The organism is Sinorhizobium sojae CCBAU 05684, assembly GCF_002288525.1.
GTDB lineage: Bacteria > Pseudomonadota > Alphaproteobacteria > Rhizobiales > Rhizobiaceae > Sinorhizobium > Sinorhizobium sojae.
In genome coordinates, this window is record NZ_CP023067.1 from 2,575,600 (window position 1) to 2,598,903 (window position 23,304).

Consider the following 23,304-nt stretch of genomic DNA (forward strand, 5'->3'; position numbering starts at 1 on the left):
TGTCCTCGTGTTCATGGCGGTATGTCAAACAGCCGGACGAATATTGCCGTCGGCGCTGAGGCACCGTCTGGCCCCAATCCCTGAGCGGCTCGCCGCCACCTTATCCGGCGCCGATTCCCGCAGCCGGGCGCAGCGCATGGCGCTCATCGCCTTTATCATCCGCATCCTGAGCGCGGCGATCGCTTTCGTTTCGCAGATCGTGATCGCGCGCCTCATGGGCGAGTTCGAGTACGGCGTCTTCATCTTCGTCTGGGTGATGGTCGTCCTGTTCGGTAATCTCTCCTGCCTCGGACTGCACGCGGCCGTTATCCGCTTCCTGCCGGAATATCATGCGACATCGGCGCTCGCCGAGATCCGCGGACTGACGACGACGGCACGCATCTTCGCGCTCGTCTCCGCGAGCACGCTTGCCGCAATCGCGGCCATCGGGCTCTGGTTTTTCGGGCGCACCATCGAAAGCTACTACATCCTTCCGCTCTATCTCGGCCTCTGCACCCTGCCGATGATCGCGCTCGGCGACGTGATGGACGGCACCGCCCGCGCCCATGCCTGGCCGATCGCGGCGCTGAGCCCGACCTATATCGTGCGGCCGCTGCTCATCCTCACCTTCATGGTCCTCGCGGTCGTCGTTGGGCTCCCCCACGACGCGACCACGGCCATGGCCGCCGCTCTGGCGGCGACCTACGTCACTGCAATCGGTCAATTCCTCGCCATGGCGTGGCGGCTCGGCCGCCACTACAGGCGCGGCCCGATGAAAATCGAACTCGGCCGCTGGCTGCGCGTCTCGGTTCCGATCTTCCTCGTCGATGGTTTTGGCTTCCTGCTCACGAATTCCGACGTCGTGATCGTCGGGCTCTATCTGAAGCCGGACGACGTCGCGATCTACTTTGCCGCCGCCAAGACCATGGCGCTCGTGCATTTCGTCATGTTCGCGGTCAAAGCCGCCGCGGGTCCGCGCTTTTCGGCGGCGATGGCCTTGCGCGACCGTCGACAATTGACCGAAATCGCCATCGAGAGCGCACGCTGGTCCTTCTGGCCTTCGCTCGCGATCGGCTGCACCGTGGTTGCGGCCGGGCCCTTCCTGCTTTCGCTGTTCGGTCCGGCCTTTACCGCCGGCGCTCCGCTGATGGCGATCCTGCTGGCCGGCATCCTCGCTAAGGCCTTTGTCGGCCCCGCCGAAACCCTGCTCACCATGGCCGGACGGCAGAAGCTCTGCGTCGCCCTCTATGCCGGGGCACTCGGGGCCAATATCGCGCTGAACGTGACGCTTGTGCCGCTTTTTGGGTTGACCGGGGCGGCTTGCGCAACAGCCGGCGCGATGTTCGTGGAAGCGGCAATCCTGCACGTGGCGGTAAGGCACACATTCGGCTTCACCCTGCTCGCGCTGGCGGGCGGCGGGCATAACGACGAAAAGAAGGAGGCGATCAGGCCATGAGCGGCAATATCCAGCTTCCCGGCAATGCCAACGGCACCGCGTCCCGCATGCTCAACGGCTTGGCGGCTCGGCCGGTCTCCGATCCGTCCCAGGCCGAGCGCCTACTCACGGTAGGGCGACCCGGGCGGCATCTTGCGATCTACCCGGCCCGCGCCGGCTATGAGTTGCAACGGGAACTCGATTTTCTCTCCAATCGCGCCATCGAGCCGAACGTCTTCTTCACCGGGCGCTTCCTAGCCCCGGCCATGCCTCGGCTCGAGGATCGAGTCGTCCGCCTCGCCGTCATTCGCGACGACAACGAACGCAGCAGCCGCATGCGCTTCGTCATGCCGTTCTCGCTCGAGAAGCCGGGGTTTTCGATCGGCGCACCGATCATCCGAGCCTGGTCCAATCCGTTCGGCCCCTTGGGCGTCCCCCTCCTCGATGCGGAGGACGCGGCGGAGACGATCAGCAACTTCTACGAGGCGCTTGCCGCTCGCGACTCAGACCTGCCGCAGGTGCTCGTGCTGCCCGACATCCGACTCAAGGGAAAGTTTGCGCAGCTCGCCCGCGCCGTCGCTATCGGCGAGAACCTGCCATTGACCGTGACCGACACCTTCGAGCGGCCGATGCTCGAAAGCCTGCTTGACGGCACCGCCTATCTGCGCGAGGCGATCAGCCGCGGCCATTTCAAGGAACTGCGGCGCCAATGGAACAATCTTAAGAAATGCGGCAATCTCGCCTATTGCGTCGCACGCCAGCCGGAGGAGATCCGCTGGCGGATGGAGGAGTTCCTCGCGCTCGAGGCCTCTGGCTGGAAGGGACGCGAGCGCAGCGCCATGATCATGGACCGCTTCCGTGCCGCCTTCGCGAGGGAGGCGATCACAAATCTCGCGGAAGGCGACAGCGTCCGCATCCATACGCTCGATCTGGACGGCAAGGCGATCGCGGCGATGGTGGTTCTGCTGATGGCGGGCGAGGCCTATACCTGGAAGACCGCCTATGACGAGCGCTATGCCAGATATTCGCCCGGCAAGCTGCTGCTCGCGCAATTGACCGAGTGGCACCTCGACGACGCCAACATCGTCCGCTCCGACTCCTGCGCAGTGCCGGATCATCCGATGATTGCCCGTTTCTGGCAGGAGCGCGAGGAGATGGGCACGCTCGTCATCGGTCTTAAGCAGAACCGCGACCGCGACGTGCGCCAGGTCGCGGCCCAGCTTCACCTCTACCGCAACACCCGCAACATGGCCCGCCTGCTGCGCGACAAGATACGGGCGCTGGCGGGGCGTTAGGACGTAACGCCCTGCGGGTGTACAGGGGTTAGGGCCGCTCCAGCTTAACTGCCCATCGCCACGCTCGCCATACCCTCCGCCACCGTTCTTTCGCGCAAGAGCTGTCGGATCACCTTGCCCGAGGTCGTCAACGGCAGGCTGTCGACGAACTCGATCTCGCGCGGATATTCGTGCATGGAGAGCCGGTTCTTCACCCACTCGCGGATATCGGCCGCGGTTCCTTCGCCGGCGGCAACGCCGGGCCTCAGCACCACGTAGGCTTTGACTATTTCGGTGCGGATCGGGTCCGGCCTGCCGACAGCTGCCGCCATCTGGACGTCGGGGTGCCCCACCAGGCAATCCTCGATCTCGCCCGGGCCGATGCGGTAGCCCGACGAGGTGATGACGTCGTCGTCGCGGCCGAAAAAGGTGAAATACCCTTCATCGTCCATGACGATGTTGCACTCCGTCTGGCCGTAGAATTCGCTGACCTCGATGCCGAGCGCCGCCTTCGCCCATTCATAGGTCTCGCGCCCGAGCGCTTCGCCCGCCGAGCCAATCGTTCGGAGATTGAGGCGATAGCGCTCGCGCGGCCGCTCGACGGATCTCAAGAGCCTCAAGGCCGTCGGCGGAATGAAAGCGTTGCGCACATCCATATCCTGCATGATGCGGAAGGCCATGTGCGGATCGAACTTCTGCGCCGGCGAGGAGACGACCGGCACGCCGAAGAACAGCGACGGCAGCAGCGCGTTCAAGAGCCCGCCGGCCCAGGCCCAGTCGGCCGGCGTCCACATGCGGTCGCCGGGCTGTGGCAGGAAGTGATGGTGGAACTGGAATCCCGGCAAATGGCCAGGAAGCACGCGATGGCCGTGAAGCGCCCCCTTCGGCGGCCCCGTCGTCCCGGACGTATAGATCATCAGCGCCGGGTCATCCGGTGTTGTGTCTGCAGCAGTAAAGCGCTCCTCGCCCGAAATCAGACGATCGAAACGGACGGTGCCCGGCAGTTCCTCCGCTTCCGCGAGCACGACCAGCCGAAGGTCCGACAAATCGTCGCGGATCGCCGCCACGCGTTCATAGCCGAACCGGTTCGTGACGATCGCCGCCGCCTCTGCGTCGCGCAGGCGATAGGCAAGCGCCTCGACGCCGAAGAGCAACGCCAGCGGCAGGGCGATCGCGCCGAGCTTGTAGATCGCCGTATGGGCGATCGCCGCTTCGAAGCCCTGCGGCAGGAGGATGGCGACGCGATCGCCCGGCCTGATGCCGCGCGCCGCTAAGCCCGCGGCGAAGGCCGAGGAACGGGCTGCAAATTCCGCATAGGTCAGCGATAGATGCGCGCCATCCGGACTGAAATGCTCAAGGCAGACGCGCCCCGGATCCCGCGCCGCCCAGGCATCGCTGACCGCGACGCCGATATTGAATCTCTGCGGAATTCGCCAGCGGAACTCGCAATAGAGATCCTCGTAGTTTTCGATCCTCGGTAACATGGGCCCTGCCGCGCTGACAGTTTGTGCAAGGCAGCAGCTAGCACGTCCGACCCATATAATTCAACGGGTGCGCCCGCTTGGCCAGACAATCGGGCACCGCACCTTCTCCGATGGAGCCACGGGAATCATGCTTCCAGCCTGGCCGCGCTCAAGCGGTGGCTGCTTCAAGGAACAGGCGCGCACATGTCTGTTTGGTGGTGCCCCATGCCGGGGTCGAACCAGCACTCCTTTCGGAACTCGATTTTGAGTCGAGCGCGTCTACCAATTCCGCCAATGGGGCATAAGGCTGGGCGATATCAGCGGCTTGCGGTTTACACGAAGCTTTTCGCGCCGGTCAACCGCGAACTTGCGAATTTCGCTCAAGAGATCACAAAACCGTGCGATTGGTCGCATGTTGAAGCGATTTACATCCACACTGTTCCTACATTAGAAGACGGCATCGAATGAAAGGCGGCCCGGCGCGTATTCTGCCGGCCGCCATGAGGTGTGCATGATCGAAGCGTCCGTAGCCCAGCGCCAGCAGTTCATCCTCGCCGTGCTCGTCACCTTGGGCATGGCGGCGACCGTCGGCGGCGCCCTCGGCTTCGAGCATATCGGCGGCTACATTCCTTGCGCGCTCTGCCTGCTGCAGCGCGACCCCTATTACTATGGCATCCCGCTCGGCATCCTCGCCATCCTGACGAGCGTGTTGAAGCTGCCGGCCTGGACGACGCGCACCTTGCTCGTGCTTGTCGGCATATCGATGCTCGTCGGTGCTGGCATCGGCGTCTACCACGCCGGAGCGGAATGGCATTTCTGGGAGGGCCCTTCGACCTGCGCCACCACGGCACAAGGCATCTCCTCCGATGTCGGCGATCTGCTCGGCGACCTCGACGCCAAACATGCCCCCTCCTGCACGGAAGCGGCGCTACGCGTCTTCGGTCTTTCCTTTGCCGGATGGAACGTGATCGCCAGCCTGGTCCTCGCGGCAATCGCGCTTCGCGGAGCCGCCAGGGCCTGACCGTTGCGAGACAGACCTACGGTTGCAGCTCGACATCCCAGTAGAGATAATCCATCCAGCTATCGTGGAGATGGTTCGGCGGGAAGAGCCGGCCGTTGTTATGCAGATCCTGCACCGTCGGCTGAAAGGGCCTCTGGTGCGGAAACATGTTGGCCTGCTTCGGCAGTTTGCTGCCCTTGCGCAGATTGCAGGGCGAACAGGCCGCCACGACGTTCTCCCAGGTGGTCTGGCCGCCATGCGCCCGCGGTATCACATGGTCGAAGGTCAGATCGTCCGGCGATCCGCAATACTGGCATTCGAACTTGTCACGCAGGAAGACATTGAACCGGGTGAAGGCCGGGAAGCGCGAAGGCTGGACATAGCTCTTCAGGCAGACGACGCTCGGCAGCCGCATGGAGAAGCTTGGCGACGAAACGGAATGTTCGTATTCGGCGAGGATAATGACCCGGTCGAGAAAGACCGCCTTGATCGCGTCCTGCCAGGACCAGAGCGACAAGGGGTAATAGCTCAAAGGCCTATAATCGGCGTTCAAGACAAGCGCCGGAAGTGCCTGAGGTGAGACTGCAATCGTCAAGCGTATTCTCCTGATCGATTCGGCATCTGCATCTTCTATATTAGGCGCGTTGCGACAGGATTGTGAAGCCACAAAGAAAAAGTCGACAGGCGATTCGCTTTTTTCTTCAAGGCGTCACGGGCAACGCGTCGCGCCGCATCTCCTGGGCATAATAGGCCCAAAAGAGCCGCGCCGCGACACTGCGCCAGGGCGACCAGACGACCGCCAGCGAATCGACTTCGCTTGCCGTCGGGCGGAGTTCGAAGCCAAGCGCATGCCCGATCGCATTCTGCAGCGCCACATCGCCGCAGGGAAAGACGTCCGGATGGCCGGCGCAGAAGAGCAGATAGACCTCCGCCGTCCAGCGCCCGATGCCTTTTATCGCCGTCAATTCGTGGATCGCCGCCGCCGCTTCGATGTCGCAGACGGCCTGAAGGTCGATTTCGCCGGCAACGGTCGCGGCCGCAACACGCCGCAACGCATCCGCCTTGGCGCGCGAAAGTCCGAAAAGCCGGCAGTCCTCGTCGCTCAGAGAGAGCACACCCTCGGCGCTGATCTCGCCGAGCGCCGCTTCCATCCGCTTCCATATCGCCTGCGCGCTCGCCTTCGAGACCATTTGCGAGACGATGATATTGGCGAGGCCGCGATAGCCGGGCTCCGTGCGCCTCAGCGGCACGGGCCCTGCCTTCGAGAGCACCTGCTCAAGTCGGGCATCAAGCATGATCAGGCCGGCAAGTCCCGCTTCGATATCCTCATGTGTACGGATGATCCGCATGCGCCCTCCACTGCATTTGACGACAAAAACCTGCAGCAAGTCGTAGTGTTATAGCGTCCATTGTGCGCCTGAAAACGCGCGGGGCTGCAGAAAGCGGATGACCTTTATACCGCTTCCATGCCAAAGGAATACAATGCCGACAGTACGACCGGAACAACCCGTTTTCCGCTTTGCACCAAGCCCGAACGGCCTGTTGCACCTTGGCCACGCACTGTCGGCGATCGTCAATCACGACATGGCGGCCGCAATCGGCGGCCGATTCCTGCTGCGGATCGAGGACATCGACCGGACCCGCTGCCGCCCGGAATTCGAGACGGCGATCTTCGAGGACCTGACCTGGCTGGGGCTCTCCTGGGACGAACCGGTGCGTCGCCAGTCCGACCATCTCGCCCGCTACGCCGCAACGCTCGATCGGCTGAAGGCGATGGGTCTCGTCTATCCCTCCGTCATGTCGCGCGGCGAGATAAAGGCGGCCGTGGCTGCTGCGGAGGCGAGCGGAGGAGCCTGGCCGCGCGACCCGGATGGGACGCCGCTTTACCCCGGACGCGAGCGCGACCTGTCGCCCGGCGAGCAGGCGAAGCTCGTTGCAGGTGGCCGTGCCTATGCCTGGCGCCTCGACGTCGCCAAGGCTGTGCAGCGCGCCGGCGAACCGCTGACATGGCATGAAACCGGAGCGGGTCCATCAGGAGAAACGTGGCGGATCGCCGCCGATCCCTCTGCCTGGGGCGATGTCATCCTCTCGCGCTCCGATGCGCCCTCGAGCTATCACCTGTCGGTCGTGGCCGACGACGCCCTGCAGGGCGTAACCCATGTGGTACGTGGCCGCGACCTCTACCACGCGACCTCCATCCACCGTCTGCTGCAGCGGCTCTTGGGCCTGCCCGAGCCCGTCTACCACCATCACCGCCTCATCCTCGGCCCGGACGGCCGGAAGCTGTCGAAGAGCAATGGAGACAGCGGCATCGCCGCGCTTCGCGCGGCAGGCCATTCGCCGGAGGATATCCGCAGGATGCTTGCCGACGATACGAGCGAGCACATGCGCGACCTTCAGTCGCCACGCACTTGAAATCTGCGCCTGACCATGCGCTTGACCCGGAATTTTATGATCGCGGCATTGATCTCGGCGCCGATGATGAAAATCGCGCCGATCATGTAGAGGAAGACCAGTACGATCACGACCGAGGCAAGGCCGGCATAGGTGGCGACATAGGTGGAGAAAGCGGCGAGATAGGACGCAAAAGCATAGGCGCCGATCGACCAGAACAACAGCGTCAGGACGATACCGGGCAGTACGTCCATCACATTGCGATGACCGTCGGGCAACCAGAGATGCGACACAAGAAGCCCCACCGTCAGCATCACCAGTGCCAGTGCCAGTCCCCAATTGTCGACGGCCGCCAGCACCGTGCTGAGCCAGGGCAGCCATTCGTCGGCATTGCGCACGGCAAGGGGCACCGCAACGAGCAGGATGCTGAGGGCGGCAAGGATGAGAACGGCGGCAAGCACAAAGCCGAGGCTCGCAAGCCGCGTCACATACCAGGGACGGCTTTCGGCAACCCTATAGGCTCGGTTGAGCGCTATTCTGAGAGCCTCCACGCCGTTCGAGGCGAAATAGGCTGCCGCCAGCACGGATATGGTGAGGATGCCGCCGCGAGGAATGGTCAGCACACGGACGATCTCGTCTGCGACGGGCTTTGCGATCGATTCCGGCCAGGCATCGAAGATCAGGTGGACGGCCGTGTCCGCAAACTCGTCGGCGCCGAGATAGCTGCCGAGCGCCGTGCCGAAGATCAGGAAAGGAAAAATGGCCATCAGCGACGACAAGGCGACGTGACTCGCCATGGCCCACCCATCGTCCTCGCTGAAATGCCAGTACGCGTCGAATAGGACTTTCCAGATGATGCGAACGACTGCCGGCATCCCGTCTCCAAATCCATCGGTCGCCGCCCGTCCGCCCGCTGCGGTCGGCCAGCGGCGCCCTCCTGCCCTCGCGGGCCACGAGGCTTGAGTATACGCAATCCGATTGTATCCCAAGGGTGAATATGGGAAACGACGTTCGGATTTCTACAGGAACCGCTGTCATGCCCAATCGCCCAACCATCATCGTCACCGGCTGTTCCTCCGGCATCGGCGCCTATTGCGCCCGTGCGCTGAAGGCGGACGGCTGGCGCGTCTTCGCGACGGTCCGCCGCTCCGAGGATCAAGTGGAACTCGAAGGGGAAGGCATCGAGACGTTCATCATGGACTATACCCAGCCGGATACGATCGCCGCGCTGGTGGAGGCCGTGATGGCGCGGACAGGCGGGCGGATCGACGCCCTGTTCAACAACGGCGCCTATGGCCAGGCCGGCGCCGTCGAGGACCTGCCAACCGAGGCTCTGCGGCTGCAGTTCGAAACAAACGTCATCGGCTGGCATGACCTGACGCGCCGCGTCATCCCGGCAATGCGTGCGCGGGGACACGGCCGCATCGTGCAGTGCTCCTCCATTCTCGGCATCGTGCCCTATCGCTGGCGCGGCGCCTACAACGCATCGAAATTCGCGCTCGAGGCCCTGTCCCTTACACTCCGGATGGAACTCGCGGGTAGCGGCGTCGAGGTCAGTCTCATCGAGCCCGGGCCTATCGCTTCGAAGTTCACCGCCAATGCCGTCGCCTATATCGAGCGCTTCATCGATCTGAAGAATTCCGTCCACCGGGCGGAATACGAGCGCCAGATTCGGCGCCTTCGCGGCGAAAGCAAGCCGGCGCGCGGCAAGCTCGGACCGGACGCTGTCTATCATGTCCTGAAACACGCTTTGACGGCACGCCGTCCAAAGCCTCATTATATTGTGACGACCCCCGCCAAACAGGGCGCGCTTCTAAAGAAGGTCCTGCCGGCGGCATTGTTCTATCGCATCCTCGGCCGGCTCGGCTGATAGAAGAGAAGGAAGGACGCCATGCCCAGTTTTCTCACCGCCGTGACCTTGTTCGTCATGGGGCTAGTTGCGATCGTGCTCATCCGCGGCCTGTTGAACATGGCCCGGCGCGGCAGCGGCAACACCTCCAACAAGCTGATGCAGATGCGCATCCTGCTGCAGGCCGTCGCGCTGGTGCTGATCATGCTGACGCTGTGGATCACCGGCGGCGGCCGCCCGGCCTGAGCGGCGGGCGAAGACTGGGAGGAAAAATGGTCAGACTGAACAAGATTTATACGAGAACCGGCGACAACGGTACGACCGGTCTCGTCGCTGGTCCGCGCCGCTCGAAGAGCGACTCCAGGGTCGAAGCCTATGGCACCGTCGATGAAGCGAACGCCTTTGTCGGCCTTGCCCGGCAGCATACCAGGGAACTGAGCGAGCTTGATTCGATGCTGATGCGCATCCAGAACGACCTCTTCGATCTCGGTGCGGATCTGGCGACGCCGGATACCGGCGAACAGCCGGCCTATGAGCCCTTGCGGATCGTTGCCGCGCAGGTCGCGCGGCTCGAGGGCGAGATTGACCGCCTGAATGCGGAGCTCGAACCGCTGCGTTCCTTCGTGCTGCCCGCCGGCAGCGCCGCATCCGCCGCCCTGCATGCCGCCCGCACCATTGCCCGGCGCGCCGAACGGCACATGGTCGCGCTTGCCGAAACCGAAGGCGAGATCGTCAGCCACGAGGCTATCGCCTATATCAATCGGCTCTCCGACTTCCTCTTCGTCGCCGCCCGCTGGGCGAACGACAGGGGCCGGGCCGACGTGCTTTGGATTCCTGGCAAGAACAGATAAGGTCGCTCGAAACGCACGCCGGGGGACCGCATGTTCATACCGCTTCACGACCGGAACGAACTGAAGCACATCGACATGCAATATGTGACGGTCACGTTGATCGTCATCAACTTCGCGGTCTGGTTCATTACCGGACCGATCGCGACCGAGGATTTCGCCAATGCCGCACTGCTCGCCTTCGGCTACATCCCGGCAATCGTCTTCGACTACGCAATGCTCGATCCGTCGTTCGTCTACGTCCCGGATGAATTCACCTTCGTCACCTATTCTTTTCTGCACGGCGATCTCTCGCATTTCGCAATGAACATGCTGTTTCTCTGGGTCTTCGGCGACAATGTCGAAGACGCGCTCGGGCACTTCCGCTTTCTCGTCTTCTATCTCCTCTGCACCGCCGCGGGCGCGCTGGCGCACGGGCTCATCGATCCCGCCTCGGAGGCGCCCCTGATCGGCGCTTCCGGTGCTGTTTCCGGCGTCGTCGCCGCCTATTTCCTTTTGCATCCGAAAGTCAGGGTTTGGATCCTGGTGCTCTTCCGCGTTCCCCTACCGCTTCCCGCTGCAATTCCGCTTGCCTTTTGGATCGGCCAGCAGTTCTTCATGCTCGCGGTGGATCCGAATGGCGGCGTCTCGTGGAGCGCCCATGTCGGCGGCATTGTTTCCGGGCTCGTGCTGGTGGTCCTTTTGCGACGTCGCGGGGTTCCGCTATTCGACCGCACGATCGTCACCCCGCGCGCCGTCGAACATCAGTCCGAACCGATAGAGGGAACGACGAGCCCGCTCCCCGGCCGCAGGAAGCCCCCGACTCCGTGGGGTCGACCAACCTGAGCATGGTTGCAGTATCTACCAATACGGCGCGATATAGTTGAGAATTCAATGAATTGCTGGGGATTTCCGGCACGGCAGGGGCGCTGCGCCGGAGCAATTGCGGCCGTTCGCTTCCCGCCTTGCCAACGCGCCTTGTTACGTGTACGTAAACGTCATTCGAGCATTAGCGCTTTTTATCGATTTTGCGTCGCGGTCAACAATTGTAATTGGAGAAAAAACGCGTATCGATGTCGCCAACCGACAATCAGACCGCTCTGTTAAAGCGCATTTTCCTGCGAAAGTTCCTGGAGGGAAAGTATCCATGAAAATCCTAGTTACGGTGAAACGGGTCGTCGACTACAACGTCAAGATCCGGGTGAAGGGGGACGGCACGGGCGTTGAGTTGGCCAACGTCAAAATGTCGATGAACCCCTTCGACGAGATCTCGGTCGAAGAGGCGCTGCGGCTCAAGGAAGCCGGCAAGGCTTCGGAAGTCGTCGTCGTCTCGATCGGTCCGGCCAAGGCCGAAGAGACGCTGCGGACCGCGCTTGCCATGGGCGCCGACCGGGCGATCCTCGTCGAGACCGAGGACCAGGTCGAGCCGCTCGCCGTCGCCAAGATCGTCAAGGGCGTGGCCGAAGCCGAACAGCCGGGTCTCGTCATCGTCGGCAAGCAGGCGATCGACGACGATTCGAACCAGACCGGCCAGATGCTGTCGGCGCTGCTCGGCTGGCCGCAGGGTACGTTTGCCTCCAAGGTCGAGATCGGCGACGGCAAGGTCAACGTCACCCGCGAGGTCGACGGCGGCCTGCAGACGGTGGAACTGAAGCTGCCGGCGGTGGTCACCACCGATTTGAGATTGAACGAGCCGCGCTATGCCTCGCTGCCCAACATCATGAAGGCGAAGAAGAAGCCGCTCGACAAGAAGTCCCCGGCCGATTTCGGCGTCGACACGACGGCACGGCTGAAGGTTCTGAAGACGGAAGAGCCGTCGGGCCGCAAGGCCGGCATCAAGGTGAAGTCGGTCGCCGAGCTCGTCGACAAGCTCAAGAGCGAAGCCGGCGTCCTTTAAGTTCAGAATCTTCAAGCTCCGATCCGGACCGGATCGTCGAGCGCAAGAAAGGGAGAATTCATCATGGCCATTCTGCTTCTGGCTGACCACGACACCACCCAGCTTTCCGACCAGACGGCGAAGGCGCTGACGGCGGCCTCCAAGATCGGCGGCGACGTGCACGTGCTCGTCGCCGGCTCCAACGTCAAGGCGATCGCCGAACAGGCCGCCAAGCTCTCCGGCGTCGCCAAGGTGCTCGTCGCCGAGGACGCGAGCCTCGCCCATAATCTCGCCGAGCCGCTGGCCGCAACAATCGTCTCGCTCGCCGGCTCTTACGACACGCTCGTCGCCGCCGCCACCTCGGTCGGCAAGAACGTCATGCCGCGGGTTGCCGCGCTCATCGACGTCGCGCAGATCTCCGAGATCGTCGAGGTCGTCTCCGCCGACACTTATCGGCGGCCGATCTATGCCGGCAACGCCATCCAGACGGTGCAGACAACGGAAGCGAAGAAGGTGATCACCGTGCGCACCGCCTCGTTTGCCGCTGCCCAAGAAGACGGTTCGGCGCCGATCGAGACGGTTGCGGCCGCCGCCGATCCGGGGCTTTCCAGCCATGTGTCCGATGCGCTGTCCTCCTCCGATCGCCCGGAGCTGACCTCGGCGAAGATCATCATATCCGGCGGCCGAGCGCTCGGCTCGTCGGAAAAGTTCCAGGAGGTGATCCTGCCGGTCGCCGACAAGCTCGGCGCCGCCGTCGGTGCAAGCCGCGCCGCCGTCGATGCCGGCTATGCCCCGAACGACTGGCAGGTCGGCCAGACCGGTAAGGTGGTGGCGCCCGACCTCTACATCGCCTGCGGCATTTCCGGGGCGATCCAGCATCTCGCCGGCATGAAGGACTCGAAGGTGATCGTGGCGATCAACAAGGACGAGGAGGCGCCGATCTTCCAGGTTGCCGACTACGGCCTCGTCGCCGATCTCTTCGACGTGCTGCCGGAGCTCGAAAAGGCGCTCTGAGGGGCGCCACGCTTCCCCATGAAAAAGGCTGGAAAATCTGCCAGCTTGGCATTAACAATCGTACCGGGTCGGTCCAACCGGCCCGGTATTTTCCTGTCTGCGGCAGCCCGGCTGCCGAGACCTCTTGAAGATGGATGTTTGCTTCGATGATCAAGACGGTCGGAATTGTTGGCGCTGGTCAAATGGGCTGCGGCATTGCCCATGTCTCCGCAACCGCCGGATACAAGGTACAGCTTTACGATATTTCAGCGGACCGCATCGAAGCAGGACTTGCGACCATAAACGGCAACCTCGCCCGCCAGGTCTCGTCCGGCAAAATGAGCGACGAGGACCGCAAGAAGGCGCTTTCCCTGATCAAAGGCTCGACGGATATCAACGATCTCTCGCAGGCGGACCTCGTCGTCGAGGCGGTCACGGAAGACGAAACCATCAAGCGCAAGATCTACGGCCAGGTTTGTCCGATCATGAGGCCGGACGCCATTCTTGCAACCAACACCTCGTCGCTCTCGATCACCCGGCTTGCCTCGGCAACTGACCGTCCCGAGCGGTTCATGGGCATACATTTCATGAACCCGGTCCCGGTGATGAAGCTGGTGGAACTGGTCCGCGGCATTGCCACGGAGGAGGAGACCTTCCGGGCGGCCAAGGAATTCGTCGCGCGCCTCGACAAGACGGTGACCGTCGCCGAGGACTTTCCTGCCTTCATCGTCAACCGCATCCTGCTGCCGATGATCAATGAGGCGATCTACACGCTCTATGAAGGCGTCGGCACCGTCGACGCCATCGACACGGCGATGCGGCTCGGCGCCAACCATCCAATGGGACCACTGCAGCTTGCCGATTTCATCGGACTCGATACCTGCCTGTCGATCATGCAAGTGCTGCACGACGGCCTCGCCGATTCCAAGTACCGTCCCTGCCCGCTTCTCGTGAAATATGTCGAAGCCGGCTGGCTTGGCCGCAAGTCCGGCCGCGGCTTCTACGACTATCGGGGAGACGCACCGGTCCCGACGCGCTGATCCGCGCCGCAGCGGTAACCCACTGCCCGCATCAACCGGCTGCGGGGACGCCAAGCGTCGCCTGGATGAGACGCTTCGCGTCCTCGCTGTCCCAGACGGCGGGGCCGTTCATCGAGCCGATCAGGCAGCCCTTCTCGTCGATCAGCAGGGTGGCCGGCAGACCGAAGGCAAGGCCTTCCTTCTTCAACGTGTTGAACACCCCCATCGAACTGTCGCGGTAATAGCCAAGGTCATGAACGGCGATCTCGTCGAGGAAGGTCCTCGGCTTCTCGTCGTCGCCCATATCGATATTGATGGCAACGACCTCGAAACGGTCGCCGCCGAGAGCTTTTTGCAGGGCGTTGAGCGCCGGCATTTCTTCCCTGCAAGGCAGGCACCAGGTCGCCCACAGATTGACGAGCAGGGTCTTGCCGGCGAAGGAGGCGAGCGTCAGCGGCTTTCCGCCCGCTCCGACGAAGCCGAGTTCGCTGATCGGGCGCGGATTTGCGGCCGGCGTCATCGCCGCGACCTGACCGCGCATCAGCGGCGTCGCCGCGGCGACCTTCTCGGCGGAAAGCGCGCAACTGGCGTCGGCCGCCGTTAGCGCCGCGCCGGCATTGCCAGACCCGGTCTCCTTAACGTATACCGCAGCCGCACCGGCGATCACGCCGAAAAGGGCGGCGAGCGCGAACAACTTCACGGCCGGAGGACGTTTCTTCTGGTCTGGCATTTCATTCTCCAAGGCGGGCATCCTCATGGCTGACGGCAGTTCCGAGTCGAAATCCTCCAACCAGATGTGGGGCGGGCGCTTCGCCTCGGGCCCGGACGCGATCATGGAGGAGATAAATGCCTCGATCGGCTTCGACAAGAAGCTCTATGCCCAGGACATCCGCGGCTCAATAGCGCATGCGACCATGTTGGCGCATCAGGGCATCATTTCCGCCGAGGATAAAGACAAGATCGTTCACGGCCTCAACACAATCCTGTCAGAGATCGAAAGCGGCAGCTTCGAGTTTTCGCGCCGCCTCGAGGACATCCACATGAACATCGAGGCGCGGCTCGCGGCGCTGATCGGCCCTGCCGCCGGACGCCTGCACACGGCGCGCTCGCGCAACGACCAGGTCGCGCTCGATTTCCGCCTCTGGGCGAAGGAAGAGCTGCAAAAGACGGAGAAGGCCCTGACGGCGCTGATCGCCGCCTTTCTCGATAGGGCCGAGGAGCATGCCGAGACGGTGATGCCGGGCTTCACCCACCTGCAGACCGCGCAGCCGGTGACCTTCGGCCATCATTGCATGGCCTATGTCGAAATGTTCGGCCGCGATCGCGCACGTGTACGCCACGCGATCGAGCACATGGATGAAAGCCCGATCGGCGCGGCGGCCCTCGCCGGCACCGGCTTCCCGATCGACCGCCACATGACGGCACGAGCGCTTGGCTTCCGCGAGCCGACCCGCAACTCGATTGATACGGTATCCGACCGCGATTTCGCGCTGGAGTTCCTGTCGATCGCGGCGATCGCCGCAACGCATTTGTCGCGCCTGGCGGAAGAGATCGTCATCTGGTCGACGCCGCAATTCGGCTTCATCCGCCTGTCCGATGCCTTCTCGACCGGCTCCTCAATCATGCCGCAGAAGAAGAATCCCGACGCCGCCGAGCTCGTGCGCGCCAAGACCGGCCGCATCAACGGGTCGCTGATAGCCCTCCTGACGGTGATGAAGGGCCTGCCGCTCGCCTATTCGAAGGACATGCAGGAGGACAAGGAGCAGGTCTTCGACGCGGCCGAGAACCTCGAGCTCGCCGTCGCGGCGATGACAGGCATGGTCCGGGACATGACGGTACGGGCCGACCGGATGAAGGCCGCCGCCGGATCCGGCTATTCGACCGCCACCGATCTCGCCGACTGGCTGGTGCGCGAGGCGGGCCTGCCCTTCCGCGAAGCCCATCACGTGACCGGCCGCGCCGTGGCGCTCGCCGAAGAGAAGGGCTGCGAACTCGCCGATCTCGCGCTTGCCGAGCTCCAGGCGATCAATCCGGCGATCACCGACAAGGTGTTCGACGTGCTGACGGTCGAAGCCTCGGTGGCAAGCCGCACCAGCTTCGGCGGCACGGCACCGGCCGAAGTCCGCAAGCAGATCGCCTGGTGGCGGACGCGCAATTAGGCACGGCAGCAGCAGGGCAGAATCAGGGTGCACAAGCCGCTGAAAAACCGATAAGAGATCGCACCAGAGCGGCAATGGCAACCCGCGGCGCCCGCGCCCGCTGACGCTCTGGGATCAATCGGCTTCAGCGTCGGCGAAGGAAAATGACGATGACATTCATGAAGGCCGCCCGGCTTGTGCTTCTCCTGGCAGTCCCGGGTCTGGTTCTCTCCGGTTGCGGCCGCAAGGGCGATCTCGAGCGCCCGGGAGCCGCGTCGATCACAGCGCCCGCCGGCACGGCAGAGCCGCAGCAGACGGTCGTAGATCGTCCGTTCCTGCTTGATCCCCTCCTCTAAGACGAGCAACTGCCGTGAACCACTTCGAATATCGCGACGGAATCCTTTACGCCGAGGACGTACCGGTGACGGACATCGCCCGCGCCGTCGGAACGCCGTTCTACTGCTACTCCACTGCGACGCTGGAGCGCCACTACCGCGTCTTTTCCGAGGCTTTTGCAGACGTTGACGCCATGGTCTGCTACGCCATGAAAGCCAATTCCAATCAGGCCGTGCTGAAGACGCTTGGCCAGCTCGGCGCCGGCATCGACGTCGTCTCCGAGGGCGAGTTGCGTCGGGCGCTCGCCGCCGGCATCCCCGCAAGCCGTATCATGTTCTCCGGCGTCGGCAAGACGCCGCGCGAGATGGATCTCGCGCTTGAGGCGGGAATCTACTGCTTCAACGTCGAGTCGGAGCCTGAACTCGAGATCCTCAACCAGCGGGCCATGCGCGCCGGCAAGCAGGCCCACGTCTCCTTCCGCATCAATCCCGATGTCGACGCCCGCACCCATGCCAAGATCTCGACCGGCAAGAAGGAAAACAAGTTCGGCATCTCCTGGGAACGGGCGCGCAGCGTCTACGCCCATGCCGCGACGCTTCCGGGCATCAAGGTGACCGGCATCGACATGCATATCGGCAGCCAGATCACCGAACTGCAGCCCTTCGACGATGCCTTCAAGCTCTTGCGCGAGCTGGTCGACACGCTGCGGTCCGACGGCCATCTGATCGACCACGTCGACATCGGCGGCGGCCTCGGCATTCCCTATCGGCAAGATAACAGTCCGCCGCCCCTGCCCGACGCCTATGCCGAGATCGTCAAGAACCAGTTGAAGGACCTCGACTGCAAGATCGTAACCGAACCGGGGCGCCTGATCGTCGGCAATGCCGGCATTCTGGTTACCGAAGTGATCTATGTGAAGGATGGTGGCGAGAAGACCTTCGTCATCGTCGACGGGGCCATGAACGACCTGATCCGCCCGACGCTGTATGAAGCCTATCATGAGATTCGTCCGGTCAAGATCTCGGCGGCCAATGCCCCGCGCATCAAGGCCGATGTGGTCGGTCCGGTCTGCGAGACGGGCGACTATCTGGCGCTCGATCGGGAAATGGCGATGCCGAAACCGGGCGATCTCTTCGCGATCGGCTCGGCAGGCGCCTATGGCGCGGTCCAGGCAAGCACCTACAACAGCCGCCCTCTCGTGCCGGAGGTGCTCGTCAAGGGCGATCGCTTCCACGTCATCCGTCAACGCAAGAGCTATGAGGACCTGATCGGTCTCGATTCGCTGCCGGCCTGGTTGGAATGAACCGCCACAGCGCCGCGCGTCTTCTATCAGACGCGCAAAGCTCGTCAGACACAAAGGTCGCTGTAGCACACTGAAGTGCTGCATGTTTATTGCCCTGAATCGAGGTCATTCAAGAAGACTGCCGTAGGGGGTGACGAATCCGGCGATCACGTTTTCTTTTTCGGCGCCGCCCTCGTCTTCGCCACAAACAGTGTTATTCTGCCGTTAACCGTCGCCAGCGGTCGATGGGACCCCTAGCGCATCGGCCCGCAAATCGGAGCCGATTTCGGAAAGCACGATGCGTAGATTCTTGAGTTATAGCGACCCTTATGCGTCCTAATGCATGTCGCCCGAATGTGTGCAGCGGTTTTGGGGCAACGACATGCACAAGAACAAGGATCTAAGCGCGTCGCACGAGTACGTTTGATCGCGACGCGCTTTTGGGGGCGCACAAAGGACGCTGTAGGGAAGCAGAACGGATGACGCAGTTCCGGCAGGATGATCCGCCACGACCGAGGTCGTTCGTCAAAATGCTGGCGGCAAAGCGATTGCTGGCGCAGCTGGTGCTGACGGCCGAGCAGGTACTGCCGCGCGCTCTCGCCCCGCTCTCGCTCGTCCTCGTGTTCCTCTCGGCTGCCTGGCTGGGTTTCTTCCGTGTCGCGCCGTTCTGGCTGCATACGCTGGTGCTGCTTGGCTCCGCCGCGGGTCTGTTCCTGACCCTTTTGCCGCTCGCCCGCATTCGCTGGCCGGAGGTTCCCGATGCCGACCGGCTGCTGGAAAAGCGCAACCGACTGCCGCACCAGGCGATACGCGTGCAGGACGACGTTCCGGCGACGCAGGGCTCCGTTGGCGCGGCGCTCTGGCGCGAGCACCAGTCGCGCATGGCGCGCCTCGTCCGCGGTCTCGAGACCGGCATGCCGCGCCCCGACGTCGCGCGACACGACCCATTTGCGCTCAGGGCCGTGCCGATCCTGATCGCCTGCATCGCCTTCGCCTACTCCTATTCCAATCGCGCGGGATTGCTCTCGGATGCCTTCCGCTTGCCCGAACAGCAGTCAATGGCTCCCGACATCCGGATCGATGCCTGGGTGACGCCGCCTGCCTATACCGGGCGCGCACCGCTCTTCCTGACCGGTCGGCAGGGTATGTCGGCCACGGAGGAGGAGAATGGCCCGATCACCATCCCGCAGTTCAGCGACCTGACGGTTCGGATAACCGGCACCGCCGAGGAGACCGAGGTCAGCTACAGCGAAGCCGACAAGGCGCAGCCGACAATCATTCCCGCTTCCGACGGCAAACCCGATTCGCAACCGAAGGCGCAGTCCGCCGACGGGTCGCCGAAGGGCGCCCGCAACTATCTCTACAAGATCACGCGGGATGGTGCCCTTACCGTCGCCGGCAAGAGTTGGAACTTCAAGATCACGCCCGACAGTGTCCCGGACATCGCTTTCGCCGATCCGCCCCGCGCGATGGCGAACGGTTCTCTGGAAGTCAGCTTCCTCGCCCATGACGACTACGGCATCTCGCAGGCCTGGGCCGAGATTAAGCCGCTGGAGGAACCGGCGAAGAACGCCCGACCCCTCTATGCATTGCCCGAATACCGCCTCGACTTGCCGCGCCGCAACGCCCGCGAGGCCAAGGGCACCACGAACCGTAATCTCAGCGAACATCCGCTCTCGGGCAAACGCGTCGAGATCACGCTCGTCGCGCGCGACGCCGCCGGCCAGGAAGGCCGGAGCCTGCCTGAGGAAATGGTGCTGCCGGCACGCCGCTTCTTCGAGCCACTCGCCGCCTCCGTCGCCGAGCAGCGGCAGATTTTCGCACTGGACGCCAACCAGTTGCCGCGTTCGGTCGAGCTGAACGAAGCGCTGATGCTTTATCCGGAAGTGACGATTCCGAACCTTACGCATTTCCTCTTGCTGCAATCGGCACGGACGCGGATGCAGCTCGCGCGCAATGACGACATGCTGCGCGATGCCGCCGACCATCTTTGGGAGATCGCGCTCGGCATCGAGGACGGCGACCTGTCGCTCGCCGAAAGGCGGCTGCAAGACGCGCAGCAGGCGCTTTCGGACGCACTCGAACGCAACGCGCCGGACGAGGAAATCGCCAAGCTGATGCAGGAACTGCGCCAGGCGATGCAGGAATACATGCAGGCCCTCGCCGAGCAGCTGGCCAAGAACCCTCCGATGGCCGGCAATTTCGACATGAACAATGTGATGCGCCAGCAGGATCTTGAGCGGCTGATGGACCAGATCGAAAATCTCGCGCGCTCCGGCGCACGGGACGAGGCCCGCCAGCTCCTGTCCGAACTGCAGCGGATGATGAGCAATCTGCCATCCGGCCGCATGATGCAGCAGATGGGCGAAAACAATGCCATGCGCCAGCAGATGGACCAGCTCGGTCAACTGATGCAGCAGCAGCAGCAGTTGATGGACGAGACCTTCAAGCTGGATCAGGCCCTGCGTGACCGAATGCAGCGTGGCGATCCGCTCCAGGGTGAGGACAATGAGCTCTTCAGCCAGGACATGCCCCAGGATCCGGGACAGGGCGATCCGAACGGCCAGCCGAACCCGCTCGACGAAATGACTGCCGATGAGTTGAGGGAGGCGCTAAAGCAGTTGAAGCAGCAACAGGAGGCACTCGGCAAACAGCTGGGCGAGCTTCAGAAGGGCCTCGAGGACCTCGGCATCGAACCCGGCAAGGGCTTCGGCGAGGCGCAGAAGGAAATGGGAGAGGCGGCCGGTGCCTTGGGCGAAGGCGAGGGAGAGCGCGCCGTCGGCAGCCAGGGACGGGCTTTGCAGGCGCTGCGCGAAGGCGCACAGGATATGATGAACCAGATGCAGGCCCAGGGTCAGCAGCAGGGCCCAGGAATGGGCATGCCGCAATATGGTCAGAGCGGGCGCGACCCGCTCGGCCGACGCCACCAAAATGCAGGCCCTTATTTCGACGACCGAGTGCAGGTGCCTGACGAGATCGACACCCAGCGAGCCCGGCAGATCCTCGACGCAATCAGGCGCAAGCTCGGCGACAATCTGTCGCCGGAGCTGGAGAGACAATATCTCGAGCGCCTACTCGACATGCGCTGAGGTGCGCGCCCTTGTCAGCGGCACGCATCGCGTCACATGATCCACCCTACAGCGCCGTGCGGCCCTACGGACACACAAGGACGCTGTTACTCCTTCGATCTACGCATCGTACTCTATGCGACGCGGTCTGTTGTGAAGCCGTAAAGCGCGTCAGGCCGCCAACGCCCGGGCAACCGCCTTGCGGATGTCGGGTAGCGTGAACGGCTTGGAAATGACGTCCACCACCTTGCCGGAAAGGTCATCGGCGCGCTCGCGCTGCTCGGCATAGCCCGTCATCAACAGTATCTTTAACTGGGGAAAAGCGGACGAGGCTTGATGGGTCAGCTCAATTCCGTCCATGCCCGGCATGCGAATATCGGAAAGCAGGAGATCGAACGACTGGTCGTTGAGGCGGGCGAGCCCGTCGGCTCCGTCACCGGCTTCAACTGTCTCGTGTCCGTCGAGTCGCAGTGCCCGCGCAACGAATGAGCGCAAGGCATCCTCATCCTCGGTAATCAGGATTCTCGCCATCATGGCCTCCCGTGTTCGCTCTCATAGAGCGCTGAGGAACGCCCTATGCCATTGAAGCTATGTGTGACGGCCGGCCGGAGACAGCCGCCACACGGCTTCAAACAAACAGCTTTTCCTTTGCTTTCGGTAAACGCGTTCGGCTCGGTTGTCGCCATGGGGGCAATAATGCGTCGCTGTCGCCCAAAACTGTTCAGCGGTTTTAGGCAAAGCCATGCAGATCGGCAACGCGACCAGAGGACACCGCAGGTCCGTAAATCTCTACGCGTCGTCGGTGACCACGCCGACGAATGGCAATTCGCGGAAGGCATAGGCGACGTCCATGCCGTAGCCGACCACGAAATGGTCCGGGCATTCGAATCCGACATAGTCCGCCTCGAGATCCACCCTGCGCTTCGAGCGCTTATCGAGCAGCACCGCCACGGTGACATTGCGCGCACCACGTTCGTAGAGCAGATCCTTGGCGAAGCGCAGCGTACGGCCGGACTCGAGTATGTCGTCAATCACCAGCACATCGCGGTCATGCACATCGCTGTCGATGTCCTTGGTGATTTTTACGCCTTTGGACTCGGTCCCCGTTCCGTAGCTCGACAACGTGATAAATTCGACTTCGGGCGCAAGACCCGCATCATGCATCGCACGGATCAGATCGGCGGCGAAGATGAATGAGCCCTTGAGAATCGAGATGACGAGCAGGTCCTTGTGCGGCCCGCGCATGATCTCTTCGGCCATTTCGCGATTGCGTTTGGCAATTACCTCCGCACTGTAAAGAACCTCGATGGTCTTACCGCGAACGACGGGCATGCAGGTTTCTCCGTTTTTTCCAGGAAGAACACCAGCCTTCCCATTTTGGCGGAACCGGAACACGTGCGAAAGACCGCCGGGCCCTTTCCTGTTCCGCTCTCAAGCGCCGATTACCACAATCAGCGGGAAGAGGCACTGCTTTCGGCAAAGGAAACCGTCACCTCGGGCTTTTTTCCACCCGCATAGGGCAGCCGGGCGACGAGGTGGCGACTTTCGCCGGGCGCCAAAGCCGCACCTTCGGGCATGACCCGCGTCGCCGTCATCCGGCGCCCATTGCTCATCACATCCACGACGAGAGACGGCACGTACTGTTCTCTGCCCGATCGGTTGTCGATCGTAGCGTAGACGGAGAGAACGCGCATGCCGCCGGCATCGCCGAGCGATGCGGTGACGCCTTCGATTGCCAGCGGATGCGCATCGACTTCACCCTTGCCGCCGAAACCGGCGATCGTCAGGAATGCGGCCACACCGAGAGCGAGGACGAGGCCGGCGAAACGCCGGGCGGGCATCGCATCCAGTCTCTGCTCGACCATGGCCATGATCCGGCGCGGCAAGCTTTCGACCGCTACCGTCGTCGGACGCGACACGGGACGGTCTGCCGCCCTCCGGCCGTCGTTGCAAACCCGGTAGGCGCTCCGCCGCGGCCCTGGCGCCAACGTCTCGAACTCGACGTCGATGTAGTCCAGGCGCCTGACGGCAGCGGCAGCCGAGCGCGGCCTTCGTTCCGGCAAAAGCAGATCGATACCGGCGGCTGTCTTCGTGCGAAATGCCTGCATGGGGCTCTCCCGTCGCAGCGTCGCGCCTCTGATGAAGCGCAACGAGGTTCGCTCGCACAATGCCCCTACAGCGCCGCGTCCTATCCGCAAATGTCGCTATAACACTTCGGGTTGCTGCACGTCTTTGTCCTTCAATCGGGATTTGATTCAAGGAGACATACAGTAGGACCTTCAATGCAAGAAACAGGGCATTGCATGAAATCCTGACGACACGTAAACGGAAATGGTTAATGTTTCGGAAAAGAGCCGCGAAAGCGGCGCCT

Annotated in this window: 23 protein-coding genes and 1 tRNA gene; 15 read left to right on the plus strand and 9 right to left on the minus strand. The window is 63.0% G+C overall.

Annotated features, from left to right (window positions below):
- The first annotated feature begins 13 nt into the window (after positions 1-13).
- Together SJ05684_RS12635 and SJ05684_RS12640 are read left to right on the plus strand one after the other, a co-directional pair.
- Positions 14-1,435, plus strand: coding sequence for a lipopolysaccharide biosynthesis protein (locus SJ05684_RS12635; RefSeq protein ID WP_034857333.1), 1,422 nt, complete (start codon positions 14-16; stop codon positions 1,433-1,435).
- Positions 1,432-2,709 carry a GNAT family N-acetyltransferase gene (locus SJ05684_RS12640; RefSeq protein WP_034857332.1) on the plus strand — a complete coding sequence of 426 codons (1,278 nt, stop codon included), beginning with the start codon at positions 1,432-1,434 and terminating at the stop codon, positions 2,707-2,709. Before SJ05684_RS12635 ends, SJ05684_RS12640 begins: the two co-directional genes overlap by 4 nt.
- Before the next feature lie 44 nt (positions 2,710-2,753).
- Here SJ05684_RS12640 and SJ05684_RS12645 read toward each other — a convergent pair whose 3' ends face one another.
- Entirely contained in the window at positions 2,754-4,172 is a 1,419-nt protein-coding gene (locus SJ05684_RS12645) for an AMP-binding protein (protein WP_034857331.1), read from the minus strand.
- Between the two features lie 195 nt (positions 4,173-4,367).
- Positions 4,368-4,452 (minus strand) — tRNA-Leu (locus tag SJ05684_RS12650).
- A 210-nt stretch (positions 4,453-4,662) separates the two neighbouring features.
- Here SJ05684_RS12650 and SJ05684_RS12655 point away from each other — a divergent pair.
- Positions 4,663-5,172 (plus strand): disulfide bond formation protein B, encoded by a 510-nt coding sequence (locus tag SJ05684_RS12655; RefSeq protein ID WP_034857330.1) that lies wholly within the window; start codon positions 4,663-4,665, stop codon positions 5,170-5,172.
- Between the two features lie 16 nt (positions 5,173-5,188).
- Here the strand turns inward: SJ05684_RS12655 and SJ05684_RS12660 are convergent, their stop codons facing one another.
- Both SJ05684_RS12660 and SJ05684_RS12665 read right to left on the minus strand, forming a co-directional pair.
- The gene (locus SJ05684_RS12660) at positions 5,189-5,746 is read right to left on the minus strand and encodes an HNH endonuclease (RefSeq protein WP_034857329.1); all 558 of its coding nucleotides are present in this window, start codon (positions 5,744-5,746) and stop codon (positions 5,189-5,191) included.
- A 106-nt stretch (positions 5,747-5,852) separates the two neighbouring features.
- Positions 5,853-6,500 (minus strand): DNA-3-methyladenine glycosylase family protein, encoded by a 648-nt coding sequence (locus SJ05684_RS12665; RefSeq protein ID WP_034857328.1) that lies wholly within the window; start codon positions 6,498-6,500, stop codon positions 5,853-5,855.
- 133 nt (positions 6,501-6,633) lie between these two features.
- Here SJ05684_RS12665 and gluQRS point away from each other — a divergent pair, with 133 nt between their 5' ends.
- Positions 6,634-7,566: a tRNA glutamyl-Q(34) synthetase GluQRS gene (gluQRS, locus tag SJ05684_RS12670; protein WP_050980122.1), complete on the plus strand. Its 933-nt coding sequence runs from the start codon at positions 6,634-6,636 to the stop codon at positions 7,564-7,566.
- Here the strand turns inward: gluQRS and SJ05684_RS12675 are convergent.
- Complete coding sequence (locus SJ05684_RS12675; RefSeq protein ID WP_034857327.1) at positions 7,548-8,420, minus strand: YihY/virulence factor BrkB family protein; 873 nt, start codon at positions 8,418-8,420, stop codon at positions 7,548-7,550. The genes gluQRS and SJ05684_RS12675 overlap by 19 nt on opposite strands.
- Before the next feature lie 161 nt (positions 8,421-8,581).
- Between SJ05684_RS12675 and SJ05684_RS12680 the strand changes: the two genes are divergently transcribed.
- The 7 genes from SJ05684_RS12680 (at position 8,582) to SJ05684_RS12710 (ending at position 14,130) form a co-directional block, all read left to right on the plus strand.
- On the plus strand, positions 8,582-9,415 hold the full coding sequence (locus tag SJ05684_RS12680) for an SDR family oxidoreductase (RefSeq protein WP_034857326.1): 834 nt from the start codon (positions 8,582-8,584) through the stop codon (positions 9,413-9,415).
- A gap of 21 nt (positions 9,416-9,436) precedes the next feature.
- Positions 9,437-9,640 carry a twin transmembrane helix small protein gene (locus SJ05684_RS12685; RefSeq protein ID WP_034857325.1) on the plus strand — a complete coding sequence of 68 codons (204 nt, stop codon included), beginning with the start codon at positions 9,437-9,439 and terminating at the stop codon, positions 9,638-9,640.
- A 26-nt stretch (positions 9,641-9,666) separates the two neighbouring features.
- Positions 9,667-10,245 (plus strand): cob(I)yrinic acid a,c-diamide adenosyltransferase, encoded by a 579-nt coding sequence (locus tag SJ05684_RS12690; RefSeq protein ID WP_034857324.1) that lies wholly within the window; start codon positions 9,667-9,669, stop codon positions 10,243-10,245.
- Positions 10,246-10,275: 30 nt separating this feature from the next.
- Positions 10,276-11,067 carry a rhomboid family intramembrane serine protease gene (locus SJ05684_RS12695; RefSeq protein WP_034857323.1) on the plus strand — a complete coding sequence of 264 codons (792 nt, stop codon included), beginning with the start codon at positions 10,276-10,278 and terminating at the stop codon, positions 11,065-11,067.
- Between the two features lie 301 nt (positions 11,068-11,368).
- Positions 11,369-12,118, plus strand: coding sequence for an electron transfer flavoprotein subunit beta/FixA family protein (locus SJ05684_RS12700; protein WP_034857322.1), 750 nt, complete (start codon positions 11,369-11,371; stop codon positions 12,116-12,118).
- 63 nt (positions 12,119-12,181) lie between these two features.
- Positions 12,182-13,111 carry an electron transfer flavoprotein subunit alpha/FixB family protein gene (locus tag SJ05684_RS12705; protein ID WP_034857321.1) on the plus strand — a complete coding sequence of 310 codons (930 nt, stop codon included), beginning with the start codon at positions 12,182-12,184 and terminating at the stop codon, positions 13,109-13,111.
- 146 nt (positions 13,112-13,257) lie between these two features.
- Entirely contained in the window at positions 13,258-14,130 is an 873-nt protein-coding gene (locus SJ05684_RS12710) for a 3-hydroxybutyryl-CoA dehydrogenase (RefSeq protein ID WP_034857359.1), read from the plus strand.
- Between the two features lie 31 nt (positions 14,131-14,161).
- Here SJ05684_RS12710 and tlpA read toward each other — a convergent pair whose 3' ends face one another.
- A complete protein-coding gene (gene tlpA / locus SJ05684_RS12715) occupies positions 14,162-14,839 on the minus strand; it encodes a thiol:disulfide interchange protein TlpA (protein ID WP_034857358.1) in 678 nt (225 codons plus the stop codon).
- Between the two features lie 25 nt (positions 14,840-14,864).
- Here tlpA and argH point away from each other — a divergent pair, with 25 nt between their 5' ends.
- The 4 genes from argH to SJ05684_RS12735 all read left to right on the plus strand — a co-directional run bounded on the left by argH (position 14,865) and on the right by SJ05684_RS12735 (position 20,954).
- Complete coding sequence (argH, locus tag SJ05684_RS12720; RefSeq protein WP_034857320.1) at positions 14,865-16,268, plus strand: argininosuccinate lyase; 1,404 nt, start codon at positions 14,865-14,867, stop codon at positions 16,266-16,268.
- Positions 16,269-16,411: 143 nt separating this feature from the next.
- Positions 16,412-16,603: an LPS translocon maturation chaperone LptM gene (gene lptM, locus SJ05684_RS12725; RefSeq protein WP_034857319.1), complete on the plus strand. Its 192-nt coding sequence runs from the start codon at positions 16,412-16,414 to the stop codon at positions 16,601-16,603.
- Between the two features lie 14 nt (positions 16,604-16,617).
- Positions 16,618-17,886 (plus strand): diaminopimelate decarboxylase, encoded by a 1,269-nt coding sequence (gene lysA / locus SJ05684_RS12730; protein ID WP_034857318.1) that lies wholly within the window; start codon positions 16,618-16,620, stop codon positions 17,884-17,886.
- Positions 17,887-18,344: 458 nt separating this feature from the next.
- Complete coding sequence (locus tag SJ05684_RS12735) at positions 18,345-20,954, plus strand: TIGR02302 family protein (RefSeq protein WP_034857317.1); 2,610 nt, start codon at positions 18,345-18,347, stop codon at positions 20,952-20,954.
- A gap of 150 nt (positions 20,955-21,104) precedes the next feature.
- Here the strand turns inward: SJ05684_RS12735 and SJ05684_RS12740 are convergent, their stop codons facing one another.
- The 3 genes from SJ05684_RS12740 to SJ05684_RS12750 all read right to left on the minus strand — a co-directional run bounded on the left by SJ05684_RS12740 (position 21,105) and on the right by SJ05684_RS12750 (position 23,041).
- The gene (locus tag SJ05684_RS12740) at positions 21,105-21,464 is read right to left on the minus strand and encodes a response regulator (RefSeq protein WP_034857316.1); all 360 of its coding nucleotides are present in this window, start codon (positions 21,462-21,464) and stop codon (positions 21,105-21,107) included.
- Positions 21,465-21,722: 258 nt separating this feature from the next.
- Positions 21,723-22,265, minus strand: coding sequence for a hypoxanthine phosphoribosyltransferase (hpt, locus tag SJ05684_RS12745; RefSeq protein WP_034857315.1), 543 nt, complete (start codon positions 22,263-22,265; stop codon positions 21,723-21,725).
- A gap of 119 nt (positions 22,266-22,384) precedes the next feature.
- Complete coding sequence (locus SJ05684_RS12750) at positions 22,385-23,041, minus strand: hypothetical protein (protein ID WP_034857314.1); 657 nt, start codon at positions 23,039-23,041, stop codon at positions 22,385-22,387.
- Positions 23,042-23,304 lie beyond the last annotated feature (263 nt).